The sequence below is a fragment of the Streptomyces sp. NPDC005266 genome, from assembly GCF_040607655.1.
Classification (GTDB): domain Bacteria; phylum Actinomycetota; class Actinomycetes; order Streptomycetales; family Streptomycetaceae; genus Streptomyces.
The window spans coordinates 146,277-166,304 of the sequence record NZ_JBEXHC010000010.1 but is presented as its reverse complement, the minus strand read 5'-3'; the positions used below and the strand labels follow the sequence as shown (position 1 = coordinate 166,304).

Below are 20,028 nucleotides of genomic sequence, written 5' to 3'. Positions count from 1 at the left end.
CCACGAGGTCACGCGTTTGACGCTGCGCAGGCACAATACCGCCTCGGTCTTCCATGACGGGCCAAACCCGTCGAAGCCATGAAATGACCTGGTCTTGAAGACCGGGAGAGACCAAAATAGAGGTATGCCGGAGGTAACGGGGGCGGAATGGGGAACGGTCCTGGATATCGTCGTGGACCGTTACGAGTCGGACAGGTTGTTGGACTTGGCGCACATGCGTGCCCAAGTGGGCATGGTGGCCGGGCTGCTGAAGAGGGGCGGCTTCGGGCGGTTACCCAGCCCCCCGGCAGACGTGGGAGCCCTGCGCAGTCGGGAGCTGCGCGAGCTCATCGGTGGCTTGCGGTTGCCGTCCGGCACCGAGCGGCTACTGCTCTACTGGGCAGGACACGGGTGGACCGACCGCCCCCGAGGCCTGTTCCTGCTGTGCTCCGACACCCCTTACAGCTCCGAGCACGACTCCGCGATCAGCCAGACCAACGCCATCGCGCCCGCGGTGTTGGGCGAGCGACTGGCACTCTGCGGCGCCCGCGACATCGTGCTCATCATGGACGCGTGCGGCGCCGGTGGCGGGGCGGAGGACGCGGTGGTCGCTTTCCGTAATGCGGCAGCGGGGCGCCGGACCACCGACCCCCCTCGATTGGTCGTGATGGGCTCCGCTGCCCCGGAGCGAGTCGCGGAAGAGCGGACGTTCAGCGAAGCGCTGCGGTCCCTCCTTGCAGACGAGGATGAGAAGGTGGCTGCCCACCGGGGCTGGGGGCCGCACGACCGGTGGATCACCGTCGAGGAACTGACGAAGGCACTGGAGGCTCGGCTCGGGGCGAGCCAGCCCCCCGACGTGATGACGACCGGCGTCATCAGCACTCCCTTCTTCCCCAACCCGCTCTACGATCCCCAGGCCCCGGACCACGACCTCGAACGGCGCCGCACCGTACCCGCGCTGAAGCCCAAAGATGTCCGTGAGCACTTCATGCTCAAGTTCAGGGGCATCGACACCGCCGACGACAGCGGTTACTTCTTCCAGGGACGCGTCCGCCCGTTGCGGTCGATCGTCACGTGGCTGCGCACGGAGGGCTCCGGCATGTTCGTGGTCACAGGACCGCCGGGGAGCGGGAAGTCGGCACTGCTCGGGCGCATCGCCGTCCTGTCCGACGCCTACCACCGCAAGGCCATCGACGCATGCGACGCGCATGCCATCCGCGCCGCCGACCCCATGACACTGCCCGAGGTCGGTGACATCAACGTGGGGATCCACGCACGTGGCAAAGGTGTGCTGGAGTGCGTGGAGGAGCTGACCGACACTCTGAAGCTGCGCCACCCCCGCGGCGGCTGGCGTGACCCGGAGCAGCTCCTCGCCGCCATCGGCCGGACGGACGTCAAGCTCACCGTGCTCCTGGACGCGCTGGACGAAGCCCTCCCCGGCGAGGCGGGCGTCATCGCCGAGCGGCTGCTGCGCCCACTTGCCGACCAGCCCGGGGTGAAGGTGCTCGTGGGCACCCGTCCGCGTGCCGTCGGGGCGGACTCCAGCACCCGGTCCCTGCTCTCGGCCCTCGCTCCGGAACCGGGCCGGCTCGTCCACCTCGACCAGGACGCCGACGTCTCCAGGGACATCGAGGCATACGCACACAAGCGTCTCACCGACCTGGAGGGGTCCCCCTATTCCCTGGGCGACGACGAACTCGTCCGGCGGGCCGCACGGCGCGTCGCCCGGGAGAGCGAGTCGGTGTTCCTGATGGCGCGGCTGTTCACCCGGGCGCTGGCCCGCCGCGACGACCTCCTGGACATGGACAGCCCGGAGGCCGGCGACATCTTCCGCAGCCGCGATGTGGCCGAGGTCTTCGCTGCCGACCTCGCCCGCTACGGAGGGCGGGAGCGGAAAGTGCGCGACCTGCTCATGCCCCTCGCCTGGGCGCAGGGGGCGGGCCTTCCCAAGCGTACGGTGTGGGCTGCCGCGGCCACGGCTCTGAACGGCGGGAAGAGGACCTACACCACGGAGGACCTGGCCTGGGTCATGGCTGAGGCGGGCGCCCATCTCATCGAGACCGGCGAGGACGGGCAGAGTGTCTACCGCCTCTACCACCAGGCCTACGCGGACCATCTGCGCGAGACCGCCACCGGCGCCGACCGGGCGCCCGCCCTGCTCTACGAAGCGGTGCTGGAAACCGTCCCCTGCCGCGCCGACGGCCGGCGGGACTGGGCCCGCGCCAATCCGTACGTCCTGAGTCATCTGCCCGCGTACGCCGTCGCGGCGGGTCGGCTTGATCATCTCGTACAGGAGAGCGGCATCCTCACGCACGCGGATCCGATCCGGCTGCTGCGTGTCCTCAACAACCCCGCGCAGCAGCGCCTCCCGCTACCGCGGTTGTATCTGCGGGTCTGGGACGAACTGCGTGGCCTGTCGTCGCCTGGGGACCGGGCGGCCGTCCTGCAGATCCGCGCGGGCATCGACGAACCCGACGCACTCCCCCAGTTGAAGACCGATTCCCAGCTGGGCTGGCGGGTCCTGTGGGGCAACGGCCGCAGGACGAACTTCCACGGGGTGCTCGCCGACGGCCCGACAAGCTCCGTCGGATCCGTCGCGATCGACATCGACCCCGACGGCTCGCTCACCGTGGCGGCCGGCACCGACGACGGCCGGGTCTACCTCTGGGACGGCGGCTCGGGTGAACTGCTGCACAGGCTCTCCACCGGCCGCTACCCCGTCGGCTCGGTGGAGTTGGCCCGCACCGATGGGCGACTGCTGCTCGCCGTCACTTCGGAGCGAGAGGTCCGCCTCTGGGATTGCGCCAACGGCCGACCAATGCCCACACCCTGCCGGCACCGCCGGAAAGTGACGGCGATGGCCTTCACTGCCACCGCCGAAGGGGGGCTGCTGCTCGCGACCGGCTCCGGTGACGGACGTATCCACCTCTGGGACGCCGAGCGCGGCACATCGCTGAGGACCTGGCCCAGCAGGTCCCGCCGCACGCGCGCTCTGGCCCTGGCCGACATGCCCGGTAGCGGAGGCCTGCTCATCGGCGTCGATGCCGCGGGACGGGTGAGCGTCTGGAAACTGGGCCGCTCGGCACGTGCCTCCGCCACGCCTGTCTGGTGGCGCAGCGGGCGGAGGATGCTCAGGGCCGCTCACGGCATCGCCGTATCGGAAATCGGTGGACGTCCCGTCGTAGTGGGCCGCCGTCGCGGCAAGTCAGGCACGGTGCGCTATCTGGACCTGGCAACCGGAAAGCTGACCGAGGAGGACATGGTCGACGACGCGTCCGCGGCCGAGGCCGTCGGCTGGGTCAAGGACGATCCGACCGCCTATGTGACGGGCGGGAAGGAAGGGAGGGTCGACCTCAGACGCGGAAGCATCTGCGCGGGCCGATGGACCGGTCACTCCGCCCATGTGCGCGCCGTGGCGGGGGCACGGAACCCGAGCGGAGACATCCTCGCCGTCAGCGGAAGCAAGGACGGAACCGTGCGGCTGTGGAACACGGCCGTCTCCGCCGAGACCGAACTCGAAGCCCGCGACGAACACCATGACGACCACGTCACCAAAGCGGCTCTGGCCTCGCTTCCCAGCGGTCGGGTCCTGCTCGCCACGGGCAGCGCAAAAGGAACGGTACGCATCTGGGACGGAACAACAGGACGCAGGACCGCTCGGCGCACGGCCAAGTGGGCATACCGCACCTATGTGGCCCCGAACGACATGTCACCACCTACTGTTTATACGCGCCGGGAGGTTTTGTCCGGTCACGAGCAGCGCGTCGTCGGAGTCCGCTGGGCGCCCGCGACTGACGGGGACCGCATGAGACTGATCTCTGGCAGCCGGTCCTCAACCATCCAGATCTGGAGCGACAGCGGCCACCCTCTGCTCAGACTCAACTCTTCATGGGTCGCCCCGCTTGAATTTTCGGTGACCGCCCTGGCGACAACCGGCCCCGGGCCCGGTGCCTGCCACGGCCTCACAGCGATCGGTCGGACAAACGGCACCATCGCCCTGTGCACCGGCATGGGCCACACATTGCCGACCCAGCCCGCCCTCCGCATGAGACTGCTGGGCCATCGCCGCTCTGTCCGTGCCGTGGCCTTCCTCCGACTCACCGACGGCACGCTCTGGCTGGCCAGCGCGGACGAAGGAGGCCGGATCAAGTTGTGGGAGTGTCCTTCCGGCAAGCACATTGGAGAACTACGTGGTCCCGGTGACACCGGCAAAGCACACCAAGGGCCGGTGCACAGCCTCACCGCCGTCCGCGGCATCGAGGGCCCCCTGCTGATAAGCGCCGGAGACGACGCCGTTCGAGTCTGGGACCTGACCTCCCGAACGGCGCGGGCCGACCTCGGCTGCGGCCCTGCGAAGGAGATCGCCGCCCTGACCACCGCCGACGAGCGGGTACTGGTCGCCGCGGCCACGCCCGATCGCTCCGTGGATGTCTGGGACGCGCACGCCGCGGAGCGGCTCACCGTCGTCCGCGGATTTCCCCATGAGGTGTCGACCGTGAGCATGATCCGGGATCCGAACGGCTCCGCCCAAGCACTGCTCGCGGTGGGCGCCGGGCCGACGGTCCACGTCGTGGAACTGCTGCAGTCGACCAACGCCCCGCGCAGAGAGGGCACATAATGACAGCTACGGGCCGGCAATCGGCGCCCGACGCGCCCGACTCCCCCTCGCCGGACGGCCTCCATGCACTATCGCCCGTCCTGCAGCGCGAACTGCGCAGGGAGTTGCGCCGCTGGCGCGTGGGTACGAACGCCTACGGCAGCACGTACTACGGTCTCCGCATCGTGTTGATCGTCACCAGCGCCGTCGTGGCCGCGGATCAGAATCTGGGAGGGGCCAGGGGCAGTTGGCTGCTCACGTGGATACCGACCCTTTCGCTTGCTGTCGCGATCATGACGGCGGTCGACACCTGGCTGAAACCGCAGCAGAAGTGGCGGGGCTTCATGGAGTCGCGTGACGCGCTGGCCGACCTGCTGGTACAGGCCGAGGCCGGCCTACCGGGCGACGAGGTACGGGCCAGGTTCCTCAAACTGCGCCAGCGCCACCGGGAGCGGAACATCTTCTGATCTGCGCCGGGCACGGGCGTCATGCCATCGGCGCGGCTACTCGAATCGCGCGGTGTCGCCTGCCCCTCGGCGTACGATCTCGGCCTCGCCGCCGGAGAAGTCGATGACCGTGGTCGGCTCTGTGCCACAGTCCCCCGAGTCGATCACCGCGTCCACCACATGGTCGAGCCGTTCCTTGATCTCCCAGCCTTGAGTCATCGGCTCGTCCTCCTCGGGCAGGATCAGGGTGCTGGAGAGCAGCGGCTCACCGAGGTCGGCGAGAAGGGCCTGAGCGACGGCATGGTCCGGGATCCGGACTCCGACCGTCTTCTTCTTCGGGTGCAGCAGCCGACGCGGCACCTCCTTGGTGGCGGGGAGGATGAACGTGTAACTACCGGGTGTCGCTGCCTTGATCGCGCGGAACACGTCGTTGTCGACGTGCACGAACTGACCCAGCTGCGCGAAGTTCTGGCACACAAGGGTGAAGTGGTGACGATCGTCGAGGTCACGGATGGACCGGATCCGGTCGATGCCGTCGCGACTGCCCAGCCGACATCCCAGTGCGAAGCACGAGTCCGTCGGGTACGCGACGAGCGCGCCGGAGCGGATGCTGTCCGCCACATTGCTGATGGTGCGCCGCTGAGGATTCTCGGGGTGCACGTCGAAGTACTTCGCCATCCGCCGAGCCTACGTGATCGGAACGCCCGTGCTCAGGCGACGGCCCGCCCGGTGTGCGGGCACACCGGGCGGGCACTCTCCTGGCGCAGGAGGACGGTGGTCCGTCAGGCGGCGGCCGGGGTGTAGTGGCCGGCCTCGTCCCCTTCGAGGACGTGACTGCGCTCGCCGTCCACACCGACCGGGGCATCGCCCGCGACGGTCACCCGGTGCAGCAGGCGTGGCAGGTCCCCGTAGTCGTCGGGGGCGTAGTGCTGGGTGATGCGGTTGTCGAAGAGCACCACGTCGCCCGGGGACCAGGCGATACGCACGATGTTCTCCGGGCGGATGACATAGGACTGGAAGATCCGCAGCAGATCACGGGACTCGGACGGGCCGAGGCCGATGAGGCTCTGGGCGAAGCCGCCGATGAACAGCCCGCGCTCGCCGCTCTCGGGGTGGACGCGGACGACGGGGTGGGCGGTCCGGTACTTCCGGGAGACGAACCGCTTGCGGTGTTCGGCCGCCTTCTCGTTCCTGGGGGCCGCGTAGTCGTAGTCGTTGGTGTGGACGGCCCACAACTCGTCGGCCAGCTCGCGCAGCGGCTGGGGCAGGTCCCGGTAGGCGGCGGCCGCGTTGGCGATGAGCGTGTTGCCGCCGTAGGGCGGGACCACGATGCCGCGCAGGGTGGACACCTTCGGCGGGGTACGGACGAAGGTGACGTCCGTGTGCCAGTGGTTGGCGCGGATGCCCTCCTCGGCGTCGACCGGCAGGATGCTGGGCTGCCCGTCGACGGACGGCACCGTGGGGTGCGCGGTGGTCAGCTCTCCGAAGAGGGAGGCGAAGCGGAGCTGGGCGGCGTCGTCCAAATGCTGGTCACGGAAGACGAGCGCCTTGTGTTCCAGGAGCGCGGCGTTGATGTCGGAGACGAGCGCGGGGTCGAGGTCGTCGGAGAGTCGTACGCCGAGGACCTCGGCGCCGATCCGGCCGCCGATCCTTCGGATGTCGAATCCAGTGCTGGTGGTCATGGGGCTTTGTCCCTTCGGTGGTCTTTTCAGGAGGTGATGGGCGGTGAGGGGCGGGTGGCGCCCGGTGCGGGGAGCGGCGGACCCACGGCCCGCAGCGGCGCGGGCGTCCGGCCGCGGCCCCAGCCGATGTGGCGGCGGTAGCTGCCGAGCAGGCCGGTGCGGTGCAGGTGGCCCTCGTCGCGCGCCGCGTGGTCGTCGGGCAGGGGGTGGGTGACCGGCGCGACGAACAGCGCGTCCGCCGGGCAGTTCGCCTCGCACTGGAAGCAGGTCTGGCAGTCTTCCTGGCGGCTGAGCAGGGGTACGCCGTCCGGGCCCCGGTCGAAGACATTCGTCGGGCACACCGCGACGCACTTGTCACAGGCGATACAGCGCTCGGCCGAGACCAGTTCGATCACGAGGCCACCTCCAGCGGTGCGGTCGTCAGGGGCTCCGGGCGGGTCCACACGCGGTCGAGACCGCCCGTCACGATGCGGTGGTGCTGTTCCGGGTCCTGGGCGGGGAAGTCGAGCCGTTTGGCCATGCCCCGGGTCTCGGTGCGGGTGAGCGCGGCGGTGTACATCCAGCGGGCGTGCGCCGCCATCGCCGCGGCCTGCCGGGCCCGTACGACGTCCCCCTCCTCAGCGTGCAGCGTGGCGCGCAGCCGCTGCCAGGTGTCGTCCAGCGTCCGCAGCGAGGCCGCGAGCCCGTCTCCGTGGCGCAGATAGTTCTTCTGGTACGGAAGGACCTCGCCCTGGACGGCGGCGACGACCTCGCGGAAGCCGTCGGCGGGGCCCGGTGTGCCGGTCGGACGCAGTCCCGCGCCGCCCACCGGGGCGGTACGCCGGGTGCGGGCGCCGGCGGACAGCGAGCGCGCGTGGCGCGCCGCCGCCTGACCTGCCCAGCTGCCGGAGGAGATGGCCCAGGCCGCGTTGTGGCTGCCGCCGCCTGTGAAGCCGCCGCAGATCAGCTCGCGGGTTGCGGCGTCCCCCGCCGCGTAGAGGCCGGGCACCGTGGTGGAGCAGTCGGTCCCGGTGACGCGGATCCCTCCGGTGCCGCGCACGGTGCCCTCGGCGATCAGCGTGATGGCGAAGCGCTGGGTGAAGGGGTCGATGCCCAGCCGGTCGAAGGTGAGGAAGAAGTTGGGCTGGGCGAGGCGCATGGCCGCCTGGGCGTCCGCGTCGGCGCGGTCGAGGCGGCAGTACACCTTCTCCTGCAGCAGCGCCCGGGCGATGACCGAGCGTCCGCCCTGGCTCGCCGCGCCCTCCAGCACCGTGCCGTCCTCGTGGAAGAAGGTGGCGAAGGTGTAGAAGGCGGTCTTGGTGACCGAGGTGTGCTCGGGCGCGATGGCGTACGCGTTGGAGAACTCCATGCCGGACAGCTCGGCTCCGGCCTCGGCGGCGAACAGGGCGCCGTCGCCGGTGTTGACGTTGCAGCCGAGGGCGCCGCTGAGGAACGCACAGCCGCCGGTGGCCAGGACCACCGCCCCCGCGCGGACCCGATAGGGCTCCCGGGCCTGGCGCCGGTAGCCGCCGGCCCCCGCCACCGCGCCCGAGGTGTCGGTGAGCAGTTCGCAGACCGGGCTGTGGTCCAGCACGCGTACGCCGGCGCGTCGGACGCGGACGCGCATCCGCCGCATGTACTCGGGACCGTGCAGGCCGTTCCTGAGCGGCTGCCCGTCCGGCCCGGTCGGGAAGGGGTAACGGGCCTCACTCGCAAGCTCGTTGACCCCCTCGTACGTCCGGTCCAGGACACGTGCCATCCAGCGCCGGTCGGCGAGGTGGCCGCCGAGTGCCTCCCTGCTCGCCATGGCCGCGTCGCGAGCGGCGGGCTCCGGCGGTACGTACCACACGCCGGTGCCCGCGGAGGCGGTGGCGCCACTGGTACCGCAGTACCCCTTGTCGGCGAGGACGACATCGGCACCCGCCCGGGCCGCTTTCAGGGCGGCCCAGGTGGCGGCCGGGCCGCCGCCGACGACAAGGACGTCGGTGGTCAGATCGAGCGTGGTCACGCGGTGCCCCTCTCGCTTCCGGCGGCTGCCGATGCCGGTGCGCCGGCGGGCCGGGGCAGGCCGTAGTGGTCACGCAGGGTGCGGCCGGTGTACTCGGTACGGAACAGGCCGCGCCGCTGGAGGATCGGGACGACGTGGTCCACGAAGTCGTCGAGTCCGCCGGGCAGATGGGGCGGCATGATGTTGAATCCGTCGGCGGCGCCTTCGGTGAACCATTCCTCCAGCTCGTCGGCGATCTGTTCCGGGGTGCCGGCGAAGACGCGGTGGCCGCGGCCACCGCCGAGCCGGGCGATGAGCTCACGCAGGGTGAGGTTGTCGCGGCGGGCGAGTTCGGCGACGAGGGTAAAGCGGCTCTTGTTGCCGTTGATGTCCCGCTCCTCCGGGAGCTCTGGCAGCGGACCGTCGAGCGGGAGGCCGGTCAGGTCGATGCCGAGCATTCCGGACAGCTGCTGCAACCCGTATTCCGGAACCTGCAGCTCGGTCAGCTCCGCGTCTAGCGCGCGGGCCTCGGCCTCGGTCGAGCCGATGACGGGGCAGATTCCGGGGAGGATCTTCAGCTGGTCCCGGGTGCGGCCGTGCCGTGCCAGCCGGGAGGTCAGGTCCTTGGCGAAGGTCTGCGCGTCGGCGAGGTTCTGCTGGGCGGTGAAGACCGCCTCCGCGTGCCGGGCGGCGAACTCCTTGCCGTCCTCCGAGGACCCGGCCTGGACCAGCAGCGGGTGGCCCTGGGGTGAGCGCCGCACATTGAGCGGGCCGTCCACCCGGAAGTGGACTCCGCGGTGGCCGATGGCGCGGACCTTGTCTCCGTCGGCGTAGACGCCGCCTTCCCGGTCCAGCACGACCGCGTTGTCCTCCCAGCTGTCCCACAGCTTGGTGGCCACGTCGAGGAATTCGGCGGCCCGCTCGTAGCGCAGCCGGTGTGCGAGGTGTTCCTCGCGCCCGAAGTTGCGGGCCTCGGCGACGTTGCCGGAGGTCACGATGTTCCAGCCGGCCCGACCGCCGCTGAGGTGGTCGAGCGAGGCGAACCTGCGGGCGACGTGGAAGGGTTCGTCGAAGGTGGTGGAGACGGTCGCGATCAGCCCGATGTGCTCGGTGGTGACCGCGAGCGCGGACAGCAGGGTGAGCGGTTCGAATCCGCCCACCGCGTTGTAGCGGGCGTTGCCCCACAGGGTGAGGCCGTCGGCGAGGAAGAGCGAGTCGAGTCTTCCGCGCTCGGCGGTCCGCGCGAGCTCCTGGAAGTAGCTCAGGTCGGTGATGCGCTCGGGCTGCGTACGGGCGTGCCGCCAGGCGGCGTCGTGGTGGCCCGCGTTCATCAGGAAGGCGTTGAGATGGAACTGGCGGCGTCTGCTGGCCATGAGGACCTCTCGGGTGACGTCACAAGCAGGGGGATGCGAAGGCGTGCCGGGGGGCGCCGGGCGCGGGTCAGCTCTGTGCGGGGACGCGCCAGGAGCCGAGCCGGCGTTCCACGGTCACGAGCAGCTGGTTGAAGGCGACGCCGATGACGGAGATGGTGAGGATCCCGGCGTACATCTGCGGGATCGCGAAGTTGTACTGGGACGTGTTGATCAGATAGCCGAGCCCTTCCTTGGCGCCGACCATCTCCGCGGCCACCAGCACCAGGATGGAATAGGCTCCGGCCAGCCGTATCCCCGTGAAGATCGTCGGTACGGAGGCGGGCAGGATCACCTTCTGGAACAGCCGGGGCGCGGACAGATCCATGGACTTCGCCAACTTGAGCAGCGTGGGATCCACCTGGCGCACGGCACTGATGGTGTTGAGGAGGATCGGCCAGGTGCAGGCGTAGAGCACGATGGAGATCTTGGACGTCTCGCCGATGCCCAGCAGCAGGACGAACACCGGAAGCAGCGCCAGGGCGGCGGTGTTGCGGAACAGTTCGAGCAGCGGTCCCAGCAGATCCGCGACCAGCCGATACCGGCCGATCAGCAGCCCGAGCGGGACGCCGATGGCGACGGCCAGACCGAATCCGGTGAACGAACGCGACAGGCTGGCCTTGGCGTTGTCGGCGAGCTGCCCGTCAGCCAGCAACTCCCACCAGGCGCGGGCGACCTCGTTGAAGGGCGGCAGGAAGGTGCCGTCCACCAGGCCGGCGCGGGGCGCGATCTCCCATACGGCCAGGAGGGCGGCGATCGCCGCCACCTTGGTGAGGCCGCGCACCAGCAGGCCGGGCAGCCGGCGGCCGATGGCGCGGGCCCTGGCCGTCACAGGTGTCGTCCGCCGCGAGTGCTTGTGCGGTGCCGGAGCGCCCGCGCGATCCGGGGCGCGTGGCCCGGCGGCGGCTTCGGGAGCCGGGGCGGGCTCCGTCACGGAGGCGGTGGGGTCCGTCGTCGCGGTGGTTGTCCCGGTGGCGGGGCTCATGCGGAAACACTCTCCTTCTCCAACTGCTGGGCACGGGCCACTTCGTCGCGCAGGAGGCTCCAGATCTCATGCCGGTAGCGCGCGAACTCCGGGCTGGAGCGCACGTCGTCCGCTGTGGTGCGGGCGTCGAGCGCGATCGGTACGACCTTTTTGACGACCCCCGGCCGGGAGGTGAGGACGGCCACCCGTTGGCCGAGGTAGACCGCTTCCTCGATGCCATGGGTGATGAAGACCACCGTCTTGCCGGTCCGTTCCCAGATCCGCAGCAGCTCGTTCTGCAACAGCTCCCGGGTCTGGGCGTCCAGGGCGGCGAAGGGCTCGTCCATGAGCAGCACATCCGGGTCGTAGGCGAGGCTGCGCGCGATCGCCACGCGCTGCCTCATCCCGCCGGAGAGTTCATGCGGGTGGCGGTCTTCGAATCCGGCCAGGCCCACCAGGTCCAGGTACTCCCTTGCGCGTGCGGCGCGCTTGCGCCGCGGCACTCCGGTGGCCTCCAGGCCGAACTCGACATTGCCCTGGGCCGTGCGCCAGGGAAGCAGGGCGTACTGCTGGAAGACGATGCCACGGTCGAGACCGGGGCCGGTGACCGGCTCTCCGTCCAGGAGAATCCGCCCGCTCGTGGGCCGGGTGAGGCCACCGAGCAGGTCGAGCAGTGTGGACTTGCCGCAGCCGCTGGGCCCGACGACCACCACGAACTCACCCGCGGAGATTTCCAGGTCGACCCCGTCCAGGGCGGTGAACTCGGTGGCCCGGCGGTCGCCTGCCGCCCCCTTCACGGGGAACACCTTGCGGACCTGCTCGAAGGCGATTTTGACGGTCATGGGATCAGCTCCGGGTGGTCGTCGCGGAGGGGGCCGAGGGGCTGGGCGAGGTGCTCGCGGGGCGGTAGCCGTTGTATTCGTTGGTGTAGAGGTCGGACGCCTTGACCTTCCCCTGCTTGATGTCACCGCGCTCCGCCAGCCAGTCGATCCACAACTGGAGCTGCTTGTCGGTGATCCGGCCCCCGGTCTCGGCGACCCCGAAGGACTTCCAGTACTTCAGGGCTGTGGCGTCCTCCTTGCGGTCGCGCTTCTTCACGATCTCCGTCATCCGATCGATCGCCTCATCGCGCGGCGTCCTGCGGGCCCACTCGATGGCCCGGGCCACGCCGGTGACAAAGGTCTTGGCGGTGTCGGGGTTCTGTCGCAGAAAGCGATCGGTCATCACATACGTACCGGCGCTGAACTCCCCGAGCAGCTGGACGTCGGTGAACAGCGGCCGGATCCCGCCGTGGGTCAGGGCCTTTTCCCGCAGGATGTCCCCGAGCACACCCACCTGGATCTGGTGTTGCCGCAGCGACTGCTCGGTGTTGACCGGCGGCACCACCAGGGGCTGCACCTTGCCGATCTCCCCCTTCGACAGGCCATGGCGCTGGAGGTAGATGTCGAGCATCGCCTCGGAGTGGGCGCCGAGGGTGTTCATCCCGACCTTCTTGCCGATGAGGTCGCGAGCCGACCGGATCGGGCTGTCCTCCAGCACATAGAAGCCGTTGTACGCCGCCTTGTCGGACCCGTAGTACGCGATGACGGACGTGATGGGGGCGCCGTTCGCGGCGAGTTTGACGACCGCCCCGTTGAAAGCCCCACCGAAGTCGACCTGCCCGGTGGCCGCGGACTGGATGTCCTGGGGGCCGCTGATCGTGTTGCCGACCCAGTCCAGCTTCACGTCGTCCAGATACCCCAGGTCCTCGGCGAGCTCCGGCAGGGTGACCTGACCGGCCCATCCCTGGTACCGGAGCTTTTTGGTCTGCTTCCCGGATGAGTTGCCCGTGGCCGTACCGCAGCTCACCGCCGCGGCCGAGGCGCCGAGCAGGGTCGTGAATTGTCGTCTGGACATGGCTGTGCGCATGAGGAATTCCTTGCGGAAGGGGACGGGGGTGCAGGACGGATAACCGCACAGCACTATCCGAAAAACCGTGCACGGGTGAGCCCTGGCATCACCATGAGCCTTTCCTCGTCATGTGGTGCAGGGAGAGCCGAGGAAGGCAAGGGAGCGGACCGGGAAGGCAGGACTCGCCACGCTCACGGGGCAGTGAATACCGTCAGATGCCGAGCGGGGAGAAGAGTGAGAGAGCCGAGCGCGAATGGCTCAGCGGCCGGCGGCACAGATGGCGCTGGCTTGGCGACGGAGATCGACGTGCAGGCGCACGGCGAAATTCTCTGACTGGCTCACGTCCAGCAGGATGGCAGTGCGTACAGCCTCCGTCAACGATTTCTGGAACCCGTCTCGCATGGCGGATTCCTTACCCTCATCGGGCCGGTTTCGGACTACCGGCGGGTGACGAGGTGCCGGTGGGCCCCCGGGCGTCATATCAGCAGAGCGCCGAAGAGGTACATGTCGCCGAGGGTGGGCAGTCCGTGGCTCTGCTGGAGGGTGAAGGCCACAACGGTGCCAGCGCCGCTCACGGCGGCCGTCCAGAAGGCGCGGGGCGGGCGTCGGCCGGTGAGCGCGGCGGACATCGTGGCGGTGGCCAGAGGCAGGGGCCCGATGACCACCGCCGAATGCGCGGTGGTGGAGACCTGCGGCGCGAGGGTCGTCAGCACGATGTATAGGGGCTACCACCTGTGGCTGAACTGCCCGACGGCAGCACACCTGGAGCGGATCGCCCGCGTGAACCCCGCGCTCAACGCCCCCCTCACCGCTTTCGGCGGCCGTCGCCTCGCCGGTGCCGGCGCGGACGAACGCGCGGAGCAAGGCCCGCGGGCCGTCGGTGGATTGGACCAGCGATACGGGCACCAGAGACGCTGAGGTGTTCGGCAGGAAGCGGACGGAGGAGTGGCTGGTGCGCCGGGCGGCGGACGTCCTGGCCGAAGACAGTGGTCAGAGCATGTGGCCGGCGGCGGGGCCGAAGCCAGGCACCGCCGGGGAAGACAGGGCGACCACGCAGCTCTGCGTCCACCGCCGTTGCAGGCTTGCGCGCTGCTGGGGATCGTCAGCGGCCGGATAGCCGAAGGCCCCTGAAGGGTTCTGCTGGCGCAGCAGGAACTCCAAGCCATCGCGCGCGACACGGTGGTCGGCCCAGCCGAGCAGGGCCAGGCCCTGCAGGAGCACGGCCACTTCATCCAGCTTGTAGTCCTGGCAGGCAGCCGGAAGACCGGCGGCCAGCCGCTCCCCGACCGCATGGGCCGAGGAGCCACAGGAGGACGGAAGACGGCTCGGATCGTCCCCGGCGTACTGGATCAGATCCCTGGCGGTCACCGCGGGCGGGCGGCCTTCCGCCATCAGTGGGGCCGGGCCCGCCGAGGTGATGAGGGAGTGTGCGGTCTGCTCAGCGAGCAAGCCCAGCCGCGTCAGCTGCATGACGCCACCGACCGCGGCCGCGGGGATGGCCGTGAGACCGGCGAGCGCGGTGGCGGTGCCCTCGAGGAAGAGGTCCAGCGTCGCACAGCTGCGAGATGTCGCCCGCAGCCCGTGTGCGCACTCGAAGACCACATCGGCTCCGACGCGTCGCCACAGCGACGGCGACGGCTCGGCTTCGGCGCGCTTGACCACCGAGCCGAGCGCGGAATGGGCCAGTTCGGGTTCACGGATCGAACGGGCTCCGCGTGCGGCGGCGGCTGCCGCGGGAAGGGCGTCCTCAAGGTCAGCGGTGACAGCGGCTTCGGCGAGCCAGACCGTGGCCCGGCGAAGGGCGGTTTCGAACGGCGAGGCGTCGGGCGCCTTGGGGCGGGCAGGCCGCCGACAGCGAACGACGGAGGAGCTTCTGGCGAGCAGCCCGGCGAGCGCGGCGACGATCGTCGTGTGGTACGCCGTGGCCCAGGAGCGGTACTCGTCATCGCGACCTTCGAGCCCCGGATGGACGATCCCCTCCGGACCGGCGACTCGGCCGTCGGGTTCCTGAACCTCCGAGAGAAAGGCCCAGGCCCGCTCCGCCTCCGCCGAATCACGGATGCCCAAGCACAGCAGAGAGCAGAGCAGCTCCCCCACCAGGTCCGCGTTTCCCCGGCGTCGGCACAGAAGACACAGCGCCTCAAGCAGATGGACGGCCCGGGACAGGTCGAAGTCGGTGGGCCACTGCGGGACACGCAAACCGAAGTCGGTGGCGTAGAAGATGGTATGGGTGATCGCGTAGATGTCCCGGTCCCCGAGCCCGAGGACCGAGGGATCCGCGCAGAACAGCGTGAAGGGCAGCGTCGCCTCGATCGGTGGCAGCCGGTGTTCGACTCCCGCCAGTTCCAGGGTGTGCAGCAGATCCAACTGCCGATAGGGGATGCGCTCGAAGCAAGTCGCATAGCGACCTGCGGCAGATTGCTCGATGAGGTGATGGAATTCGTCGTCATCCTGCCCGCACAACCGAAGCGCGGCGTGGGTGCCGGCGTACAACAGGAGTGCGCGCTCGTCGCGACCGACGAGTTCCCGATAGGACGGGCGCCTCGCCACAGCGCCCATCCGGTCGAACAGCCGCTGGTAGTCCTCGTCGAAAGGGGCGGGGTCCAGACGGGCCCGGAGCCCGGTCAGCAGCGCCATCTCGACCAGCGCCTTGCGGGCGAAAAGTACGGCTCCCTCTTCCGCGGTGTCCGGGTCGAATCGGGTGTGGTGCGCGGCCAGCCAGGAGACTGCTCGCTCTTCGACCGCGCGCCACGGCTCGGGCAGTTCGCCCCCCGCCTTCTTCGGTGTCAAAACTGCCCCCTAGTCACTGTCTGCCCATAGGGTCGGACCCGCGCCGCGAGGTCGGCCTTACTGCTCGGCCTGAGCCGCCTCGTCGCATTCGGCGGCGACGACGAGCACGTACTTCTCCCAGGCCAGCACATAGCCCGCGACCTCGTCGAGCGTGGTGGTCGCGCGGACCAACTGCTCCAGGGGGATTTCGAGATGGACGAGTCCGCTGGTCTGCAGGAATTCCAGAGCTTTTCGGGTGTCGATGGAACAGGACATCACTCGCCTCCACTGAATGGTAAGGTCCCCTCGGCGGAATGCCGCTGCCGCGGCGCCGAGGTATCTCCCATTCTCGCGTTGAACTGACAAGGTGTCACTCGTAGGGTGACTACTCATATCATCACTCCGGAATTGCCCCGAGTGACCGCGCCCGCGGGGGCGCCCAGGCAGCGCGATGGATGAAAACCACAGAAGAAGCCCGTCCCTCGCCTGCGGAGGGGCATAATCCCTCAAACGGTGGTCGGGGGAGCCGGGGGGGACGGCCATGGCGAGCGGCAGCGGGCGGGGAGCGGACGTGGCCAGGTGGTTGCTCGGCGTGCCGCCGGTCGCCGCGGTGGCGTACTGGCTGCGGGGCGTGTTCACGAGCTACCCGCTGTCGGCCGGTGTGCTGACCGGATGTGCGCTCCTGGTACTCCCTTTGGCGCGCAAAGTCCACGAGGAACTGCAGAAGCGGGTGGCAGAGCGGACCGCCGATCGGATCGACAGGCAGAGCCGTGGACGACAGAGGGGCTTCGAGCGCCGTTACCGCCACTATCTGAGGATGCGCTATGGCTCCAGCGATGTGCGAGGGCTACGGATCCGGGGGTGTCAAGGGCCTCGGCTCGACGAGGTGTTCGTCGATGTGAGCCTCAGTCCGCTACCGCCGCACGAGGCGGGACGGACGCCGCTGACCGGTCCCGAATCCGCGGTGGTCCGGAAGGGGCAGCGGCTGTCCCTGGGCACGCTGTTGGCCGACCGGGAGCCCGCGGTCCTCGCCGTCATCGGGGCGCCCGGCACCGGCAAGAGCACGCTGCTGGACCACACGGCACTCTCCCTCGCCGGTACCCGGCGCAGGCTGCGTCGCCGACGCCGCCGTGACCTGCCGGTTCTGCTGGCCCTGCGACACCACGTGGCGGACATCGTCCCGTCGGACGAGTCGGCTCCGGACACCCGGAGCCGAGGCGGACCATCTCTTCCAGAGCTGATCGAACTCTCTCTGGCGGGGGCCGGCCTGGAAGTCCCGGCGGGCTGGTTCGCGGCGCAGCTGGGCAAGGGCCGTTGCGTGGTCATGCTGGACGGCCTGGACGAGGTCGCCCGCGCCGACCACCGTCAGCTCGTCGCCGACTGGGTGGACCGGCAGGCCAGCAGCTATGACAAGAACCACTGGGTGGTTACCTCCCGTCCCCACGGCTACGAGACACCGCTGCTCAGACGGGCCAAGTGTCTCGCGGTCCGGCGGATGACCCCGGACCAGGTCACACGCTTCGTCCGCTCCTGGTACCACTGGCTCCGGCACGTCGGTGACGAGGGGCAGCACGGGCCGGACGAGCTGCTGCGGCGCCTGCGGACCGAACCGGTGCTGTATGACTTGGCGGTCAACCCGCTGCTGCTGACGATCATCGTGAACGTTTACGCCGCCGAGGACACCCTGCCGGGCAGGCGATCCGAACTGTACGAGCAGATCTTCCGCGTACTGCTGCGGACCCGGCAGCAGGCCAAGGCCCTGCCGGAGTCCGGACCGCAAGCGGACGCCGTGGTCCGGGAGGCCGCGCTGCGCGAGCTCGCCTACCGGATGACGAAAGCCCGGCGCAGGGACGTGTCGACGGCGGAAGCGGAAGCCTGGCTGCGGCCCCGGCTCAGCGACGCCCACTTGCCGGACGCCGACACGTTCCTGAAACTGATGGCAGCCATCGGGCTGCTGGTGGAGTCCCAGTCGGGCGTCCACGAGTTCGCGCACCTGACGTTCCAGGAGTACCTGGCTGCCGCGTGGATCCACCAGCACGCCGCGACTGACGTGCTGCTCCGGGCGGTCGCAGACCCGTGGTGGCGGGAGACCATCGTCCTGTGGGCCGCCCGTACCGAGCCCGGCCGGGTGGTACGCGCCTGCGCCGAGCTCCGCACGCCGTCAGCGCTGGCTCTGGCCGAGGACTGCGTCGAAGAGGCCGGCCAGGTCGCCCCGGAGACCAGGACCGTGCTGTCCCGGCTGGTCACCCCGGACAGCAGCCGCCTGATGACCGCGGTCGCCGTCGAACGTCATCTGCGCAGAGCCGTCTGGTTGTCCGAGGACACCGTGGTGTGCGCCCGGCCGATCACCGGTCCGCTGTATCGGCTCTTCGCCGCGGACCACCCGCAGCTGGTCGGCCCACCGGACCAGGAGCCACCGGGCGGCCCAACGGGCGGCGACGCGGCGCCCGATGTCGTGGCCGGCGTCCCCGCCTCCGCTGCCCGGGCCTTCCCGGAATGGGTCAATCGGGTCCTGGACGGAAGGGACCACTACCGACTCCCGGAGTACACAGAGGCGGACGACCCGGTCCTGCTCCCCCTCCTCGCGCCGAACCAGAGTGTGTGGACCCTGTCGGCCGGTGCACCACCCGAGGAGCGCCCTCAGCTGTGGGTCCCGGCGGGCACCCCGCACCCTTGGCGTTCCCGCTCCGACCGGATCTGGCTCCGCACCCAACAGGACCTGCGATCGGCGAGCCGTCGGCGCCGTACTGACGCCGACCGCGCCGACGAAGTGCACCGCGGCGTGCTGGTCCTCCTGGAAGCCCTCACCTCCGACGTGACACTGCTCCGCCACACCGTGCCCGACCCCCAGTCGGCCAGTGACCAGGGCGGCATCGACATGTCCACCCAAGCCGAGTTCAGCGCCAGGCGCTACCTCGACGTCGCCCGCAAGCTCGGCGCCCGGCAACCCTGGCACGGCGACGGTCCGGTCGCGCAGGTCATCGCCCTTGGCCTGGACCTGACCCGCCTGGCCACCGTGGCCGAACTGCGGGCACTCACGCTGCCCCTCCTCGACGACCCGCCGGAACCGCTGCGCATCTTCACCCCGGAAACCCTTCTGGAAGGCTTGCCCCGTGCGCTCGCGGAGGCTCTGGAACGGTTGGGCGACGGGTTCGAGTCCGCACGTCTCCTGAGTGCCGTCGATGGCATGTTCCCCACCGAAACCCTGGACTCACTGCACATCAGGGCAGGTTTTCTGGCCGGACTGGCCATGAGCCTGCAGGACAAGAAAGCACTGCCGATCCCTGAGGGGAGCCGTCTCGTCGATACCGAGACCGCCGCTGAACGGCTCGCACAACTGCCTGACCTCGTGCGCCACGCCGGCCCCCTGGACCCCGCGAAGCGGAATCACGTTGCCGAACTGGCCGGCCGACTGAGCGCGGTGGGCAGCGAGCTTCTCGCACGGGGAGTCGCCGGAGAACCTGGCGCCGCGGCCGCGGTACGGCTGGGCGCACTGCACCTCGGCAACGCGGATCCCGCGTTCACCGACGCCTGCCACGAAGTCGCCGCGGCCGTCACCGTCCTCCAGGACCGGGCCGACGGCATGATTCCGGCCAGCGAGACGATCCTGCTCGTACGGTGCTGACCCGCACCCCGCCACCCGCTGCGCGCCGACGATGCGGATCGGGTTGGCCTCGTGCCTGCGCAGCGGGCGCGGTGATCGAGCACGCCCGCCGCCGGATCCGCATCCTCGGCGCCACCGCGCACCGACCGCGGCATGGGTGGCACAGGCCACGCGGAACCCCGCCATCGACCCGGAGGAGGCGGTGGAAGACGCCTCGGAGACACAGGGGTGACGGCCTGGTCATGCCTGTGCTGCCACCCTTCGACGGGGAGTGTCGGCAGGACTCCGAGTTCGTGTCGGCACCGACGTGCCGTGGGAGGGATTCCGTCCGATGCCACCGCCGAAGGCTCTCGCGCTGCGGCCCATGGCGTCGAAGACGGTATCCGTGCCGGCACAGGATCGGCCAGAAGTACGGAACCCCGCGCGCCCCCAGTTCCCCGCGTCCAACGCGGCGGTGACAGCCGCTTTGGCCGGTGGACGCCAAGCGGCGCCGATTCGCCCTTTGCCGGGCCGGTTGTCGCCTGCCGGGCAGGACACGGTCGGCAATGGGGCGGTCGCGGCGGCTCGCCGTCATGAGCCCGGCCCTCGGCAGCCGTCCGCGGCCGAACCGGCAGCGGGGGCGGACAGGGCCGAGGCGGCGCCCGCGGCTGGGGGCTCCGGTGCCGGGCCGGGGCCGAAGGCACGGCCCGGTCCGGGTGCGGATCCGAAGTTCGCGGCGCTGA

At 70.1% G+C, this 20,028-nt stretch carries 14 protein-coding genes and 1 pseudogene; 3 read left to right on the top strand and 12 right to left on the bottom strand.

All coding sequences use genetic code 11. The annotated features are described in order from the left end of the window. Positions 1-124 precede the first annotated feature (124 nt). The gene (locus ABZU99_RS20260; protein WP_356046154.1) at positions 125-4,597 is read left to right on the top strand and encodes a hypothetical protein; all 4,473 of its coding nucleotides are present in this window, start codon (positions 125-127) and stop codon (positions 4,595-4,597) included. Continuing rightward, complete coding sequence (locus tag ABZU99_RS20255; protein WP_355944331.1) at positions 4,597-5,043, top strand: DUF4231 domain-containing protein; 447 nt, start codon at positions 4,597-4,599, stop codon at positions 5,041-5,043. The genes ABZU99_RS20260 and ABZU99_RS20255 overlap by 1 nt, the downstream gene beginning before the upstream one ends. 36 nt (positions 5,044-5,079) lie before the next feature. On the opposite strand, the gene ABZU99_RS20250 is transcribed toward ABZU99_RS20255, so the two are convergent. The 12 genes and pseudogenes from ABZU99_RS20250 to ABZU99_RS20195 form a co-directional block, all read right to left on the bottom strand. Next, the gene (locus tag ABZU99_RS20250) at positions 5,080-5,700 is read right to left on the bottom strand and encodes an L-threonylcarbamoyladenylate synthase (protein ID WP_355944329.1); all 621 of its coding nucleotides are present in this window, start codon (positions 5,698-5,700) and stop codon (positions 5,080-5,082) included. A gap of 104 nt (positions 5,701-5,804) precedes the next feature. After that, the gene (locus ABZU99_RS20245; RefSeq protein ID WP_355944327.1) at positions 5,805-6,704 is read right to left on the bottom strand and encodes a TauD/TfdA family dioxygenase; all 900 of its coding nucleotides are present in this window, start codon (positions 6,702-6,704) and stop codon (positions 5,805-5,807) included. 26 nt (positions 6,705-6,730) lie between these two features. Next, positions 6,731-7,099, bottom strand: coding sequence for a ferredoxin family protein (locus ABZU99_RS20240; RefSeq protein ID WP_355944325.1), 369 nt, complete (start codon positions 7,097-7,099; stop codon positions 6,731-6,733). After that, entirely contained in the window at positions 7,096-8,691 is a 1,596-nt protein-coding gene (locus ABZU99_RS20235; RefSeq protein WP_356046151.1) for an FAD-binding protein, read from the bottom strand. The genes ABZU99_RS20240 and ABZU99_RS20235 overlap by 4 nt, the downstream gene beginning before the upstream one ends. Further along, positions 8,688-10,043 (bottom strand): LLM class flavin-dependent oxidoreductase, encoded by a 1,356-nt coding sequence (locus ABZU99_RS20230; RefSeq protein WP_356046149.1) that lies wholly within the window; start codon positions 10,041-10,043, stop codon positions 8,688-8,690. The genes ABZU99_RS20235 and ABZU99_RS20230 overlap by 4 nt, the downstream gene beginning before the upstream one ends. Before the next feature lie 67 nt (positions 10,044-10,110). Next, on the bottom strand, positions 10,111-11,064 hold the full coding sequence (locus tag ABZU99_RS20225; protein WP_355944319.1) for an ABC transporter permease: 954 nt from the start codon (positions 11,062-11,064) through the stop codon (positions 10,111-10,113). After that, a complete protein-coding gene (locus ABZU99_RS20220) occupies positions 11,061-11,885 on the bottom strand; it encodes an ABC transporter ATP-binding protein (RefSeq protein ID WP_355944317.1) in 825 nt (274 codons plus the stop codon). Before ABZU99_RS20220 ends, ABZU99_RS20225 begins: the two co-directional genes overlap by 4 nt. A 4-nt stretch (positions 11,886-11,889) precedes the next feature. Beyond that, positions 11,890-12,951, bottom strand: coding sequence for an ABC transporter substrate-binding protein (locus tag ABZU99_RS20215; protein ID WP_356046146.1), 1,062 nt, complete (start codon positions 12,949-12,951; stop codon positions 11,890-11,892). A gap of 240 nt (positions 12,952-13,191) precedes the next feature. Beyond that, complete coding sequence (locus ABZU99_RS20210; RefSeq protein WP_355944313.1) at positions 13,192-13,335, bottom strand: putative leader peptide; 144 nt, start codon at positions 13,333-13,335, stop codon at positions 13,192-13,194. 77 nt (positions 13,336-13,412) lie between these two features. After that, a pseudogene (locus ABZU99_RS20205) lies at positions 13,413-13,643 on the bottom strand (EamA family transporter); the annotation flags it as partial. Positions 13,644-13,923: 280 nt separating this feature from the next. Then, positions 13,924-15,723, bottom strand: coding sequence for a hypothetical protein (locus tag ABZU99_RS20200; protein ID WP_356046143.1), 1,800 nt, complete (start codon positions 15,721-15,723; stop codon positions 13,924-13,926). 57 nt (positions 15,724-15,780) lie between these two features. Beyond that, on the bottom strand, positions 15,781-15,978 hold the full coding sequence (locus tag ABZU99_RS20195; protein ID WP_355944309.1) for a hypothetical protein: 198 nt from the start codon (positions 15,976-15,978) through the stop codon (positions 15,781-15,783). Between the two features lie 295 nt (positions 15,979-16,273). Here ABZU99_RS20195 and ABZU99_RS20190 point away from each other — a divergent pair, with 295 nt between their 5' ends. After that, positions 16,274-19,327 carry an NACHT domain-containing protein gene (locus tag ABZU99_RS20190; protein WP_356046141.1) on the top strand — a complete coding sequence of 1,018 codons (3,054 nt, stop codon included), beginning with the start codon at positions 16,274-16,276 and terminating at the stop codon, positions 19,325-19,327. Positions 19,328-20,028: the final 701 nt, after the last annotated feature.

Coding starts and splice junctions, on each gene's coding strand:
- ABZU99_RS20225 (WP_355944319.1), bottom strand. CDS start 11,064: ATGAGCCCCGCCACCGGGACAACCACCGCGACGACGGACCCCACCGCC.
- ABZU99_RS20230 (WP_356046149.1), bottom strand. CDS start 10,043: ATGGCCAGCAGACGCCGCCAGTTCCATCTCAACGCCTTCCTGATGAAC.
- ABZU99_RS20220 (WP_355944317.1), bottom strand. CDS start 11,885: ATGACCGTCAAAATCGCCTTCGAGCAGGTCCGCAAGGTGTTCCCCGTG.
- ABZU99_RS20215 (WP_356046146.1), bottom strand. CDS start 12,951: ATGCGCACAGCCATGTCCAGACGACAATTCACGACCCTGCTCGGCGCC.
- ABZU99_RS20250 (WP_355944329.1), bottom strand. CDS start 5,700: ATGGCGAAGTACTTCGACGTGCACCCCGAGAATCCTCAGCGGCGCACC.
- ABZU99_RS20245 (WP_355944327.1), bottom strand. CDS start 6,704: ATGACCACCAGCACTGGATTCGACATCCGAAGGATCGGCGGCCGGATC.
- ABZU99_RS20210 (WP_355944313.1), bottom strand. CDS start 13,335: ATGCGAGACGGGTTCCAGAAATCGTTGACGGAGGCTGTACGCACTGCC.
- ABZU99_RS20260 (WP_356046154.1), top strand. CDS start 125: ATGCCGGAGGTAACGGGGGCGGAATGGGGAACGGTCCTGGATATCGTC.
- ABZU99_RS20195 (WP_355944309.1), bottom strand. CDS start 15,978: ATGTCCTGTTCCATCGACACCCGAAAAGCTCTGGAATTCCTGCAGACC.
- ABZU99_RS20255 (WP_355944331.1), top strand. CDS start 4,597: ATGACAGCTACGGGCCGGCAATCGGCGCCCGACGCGCCCGACTCCCCC.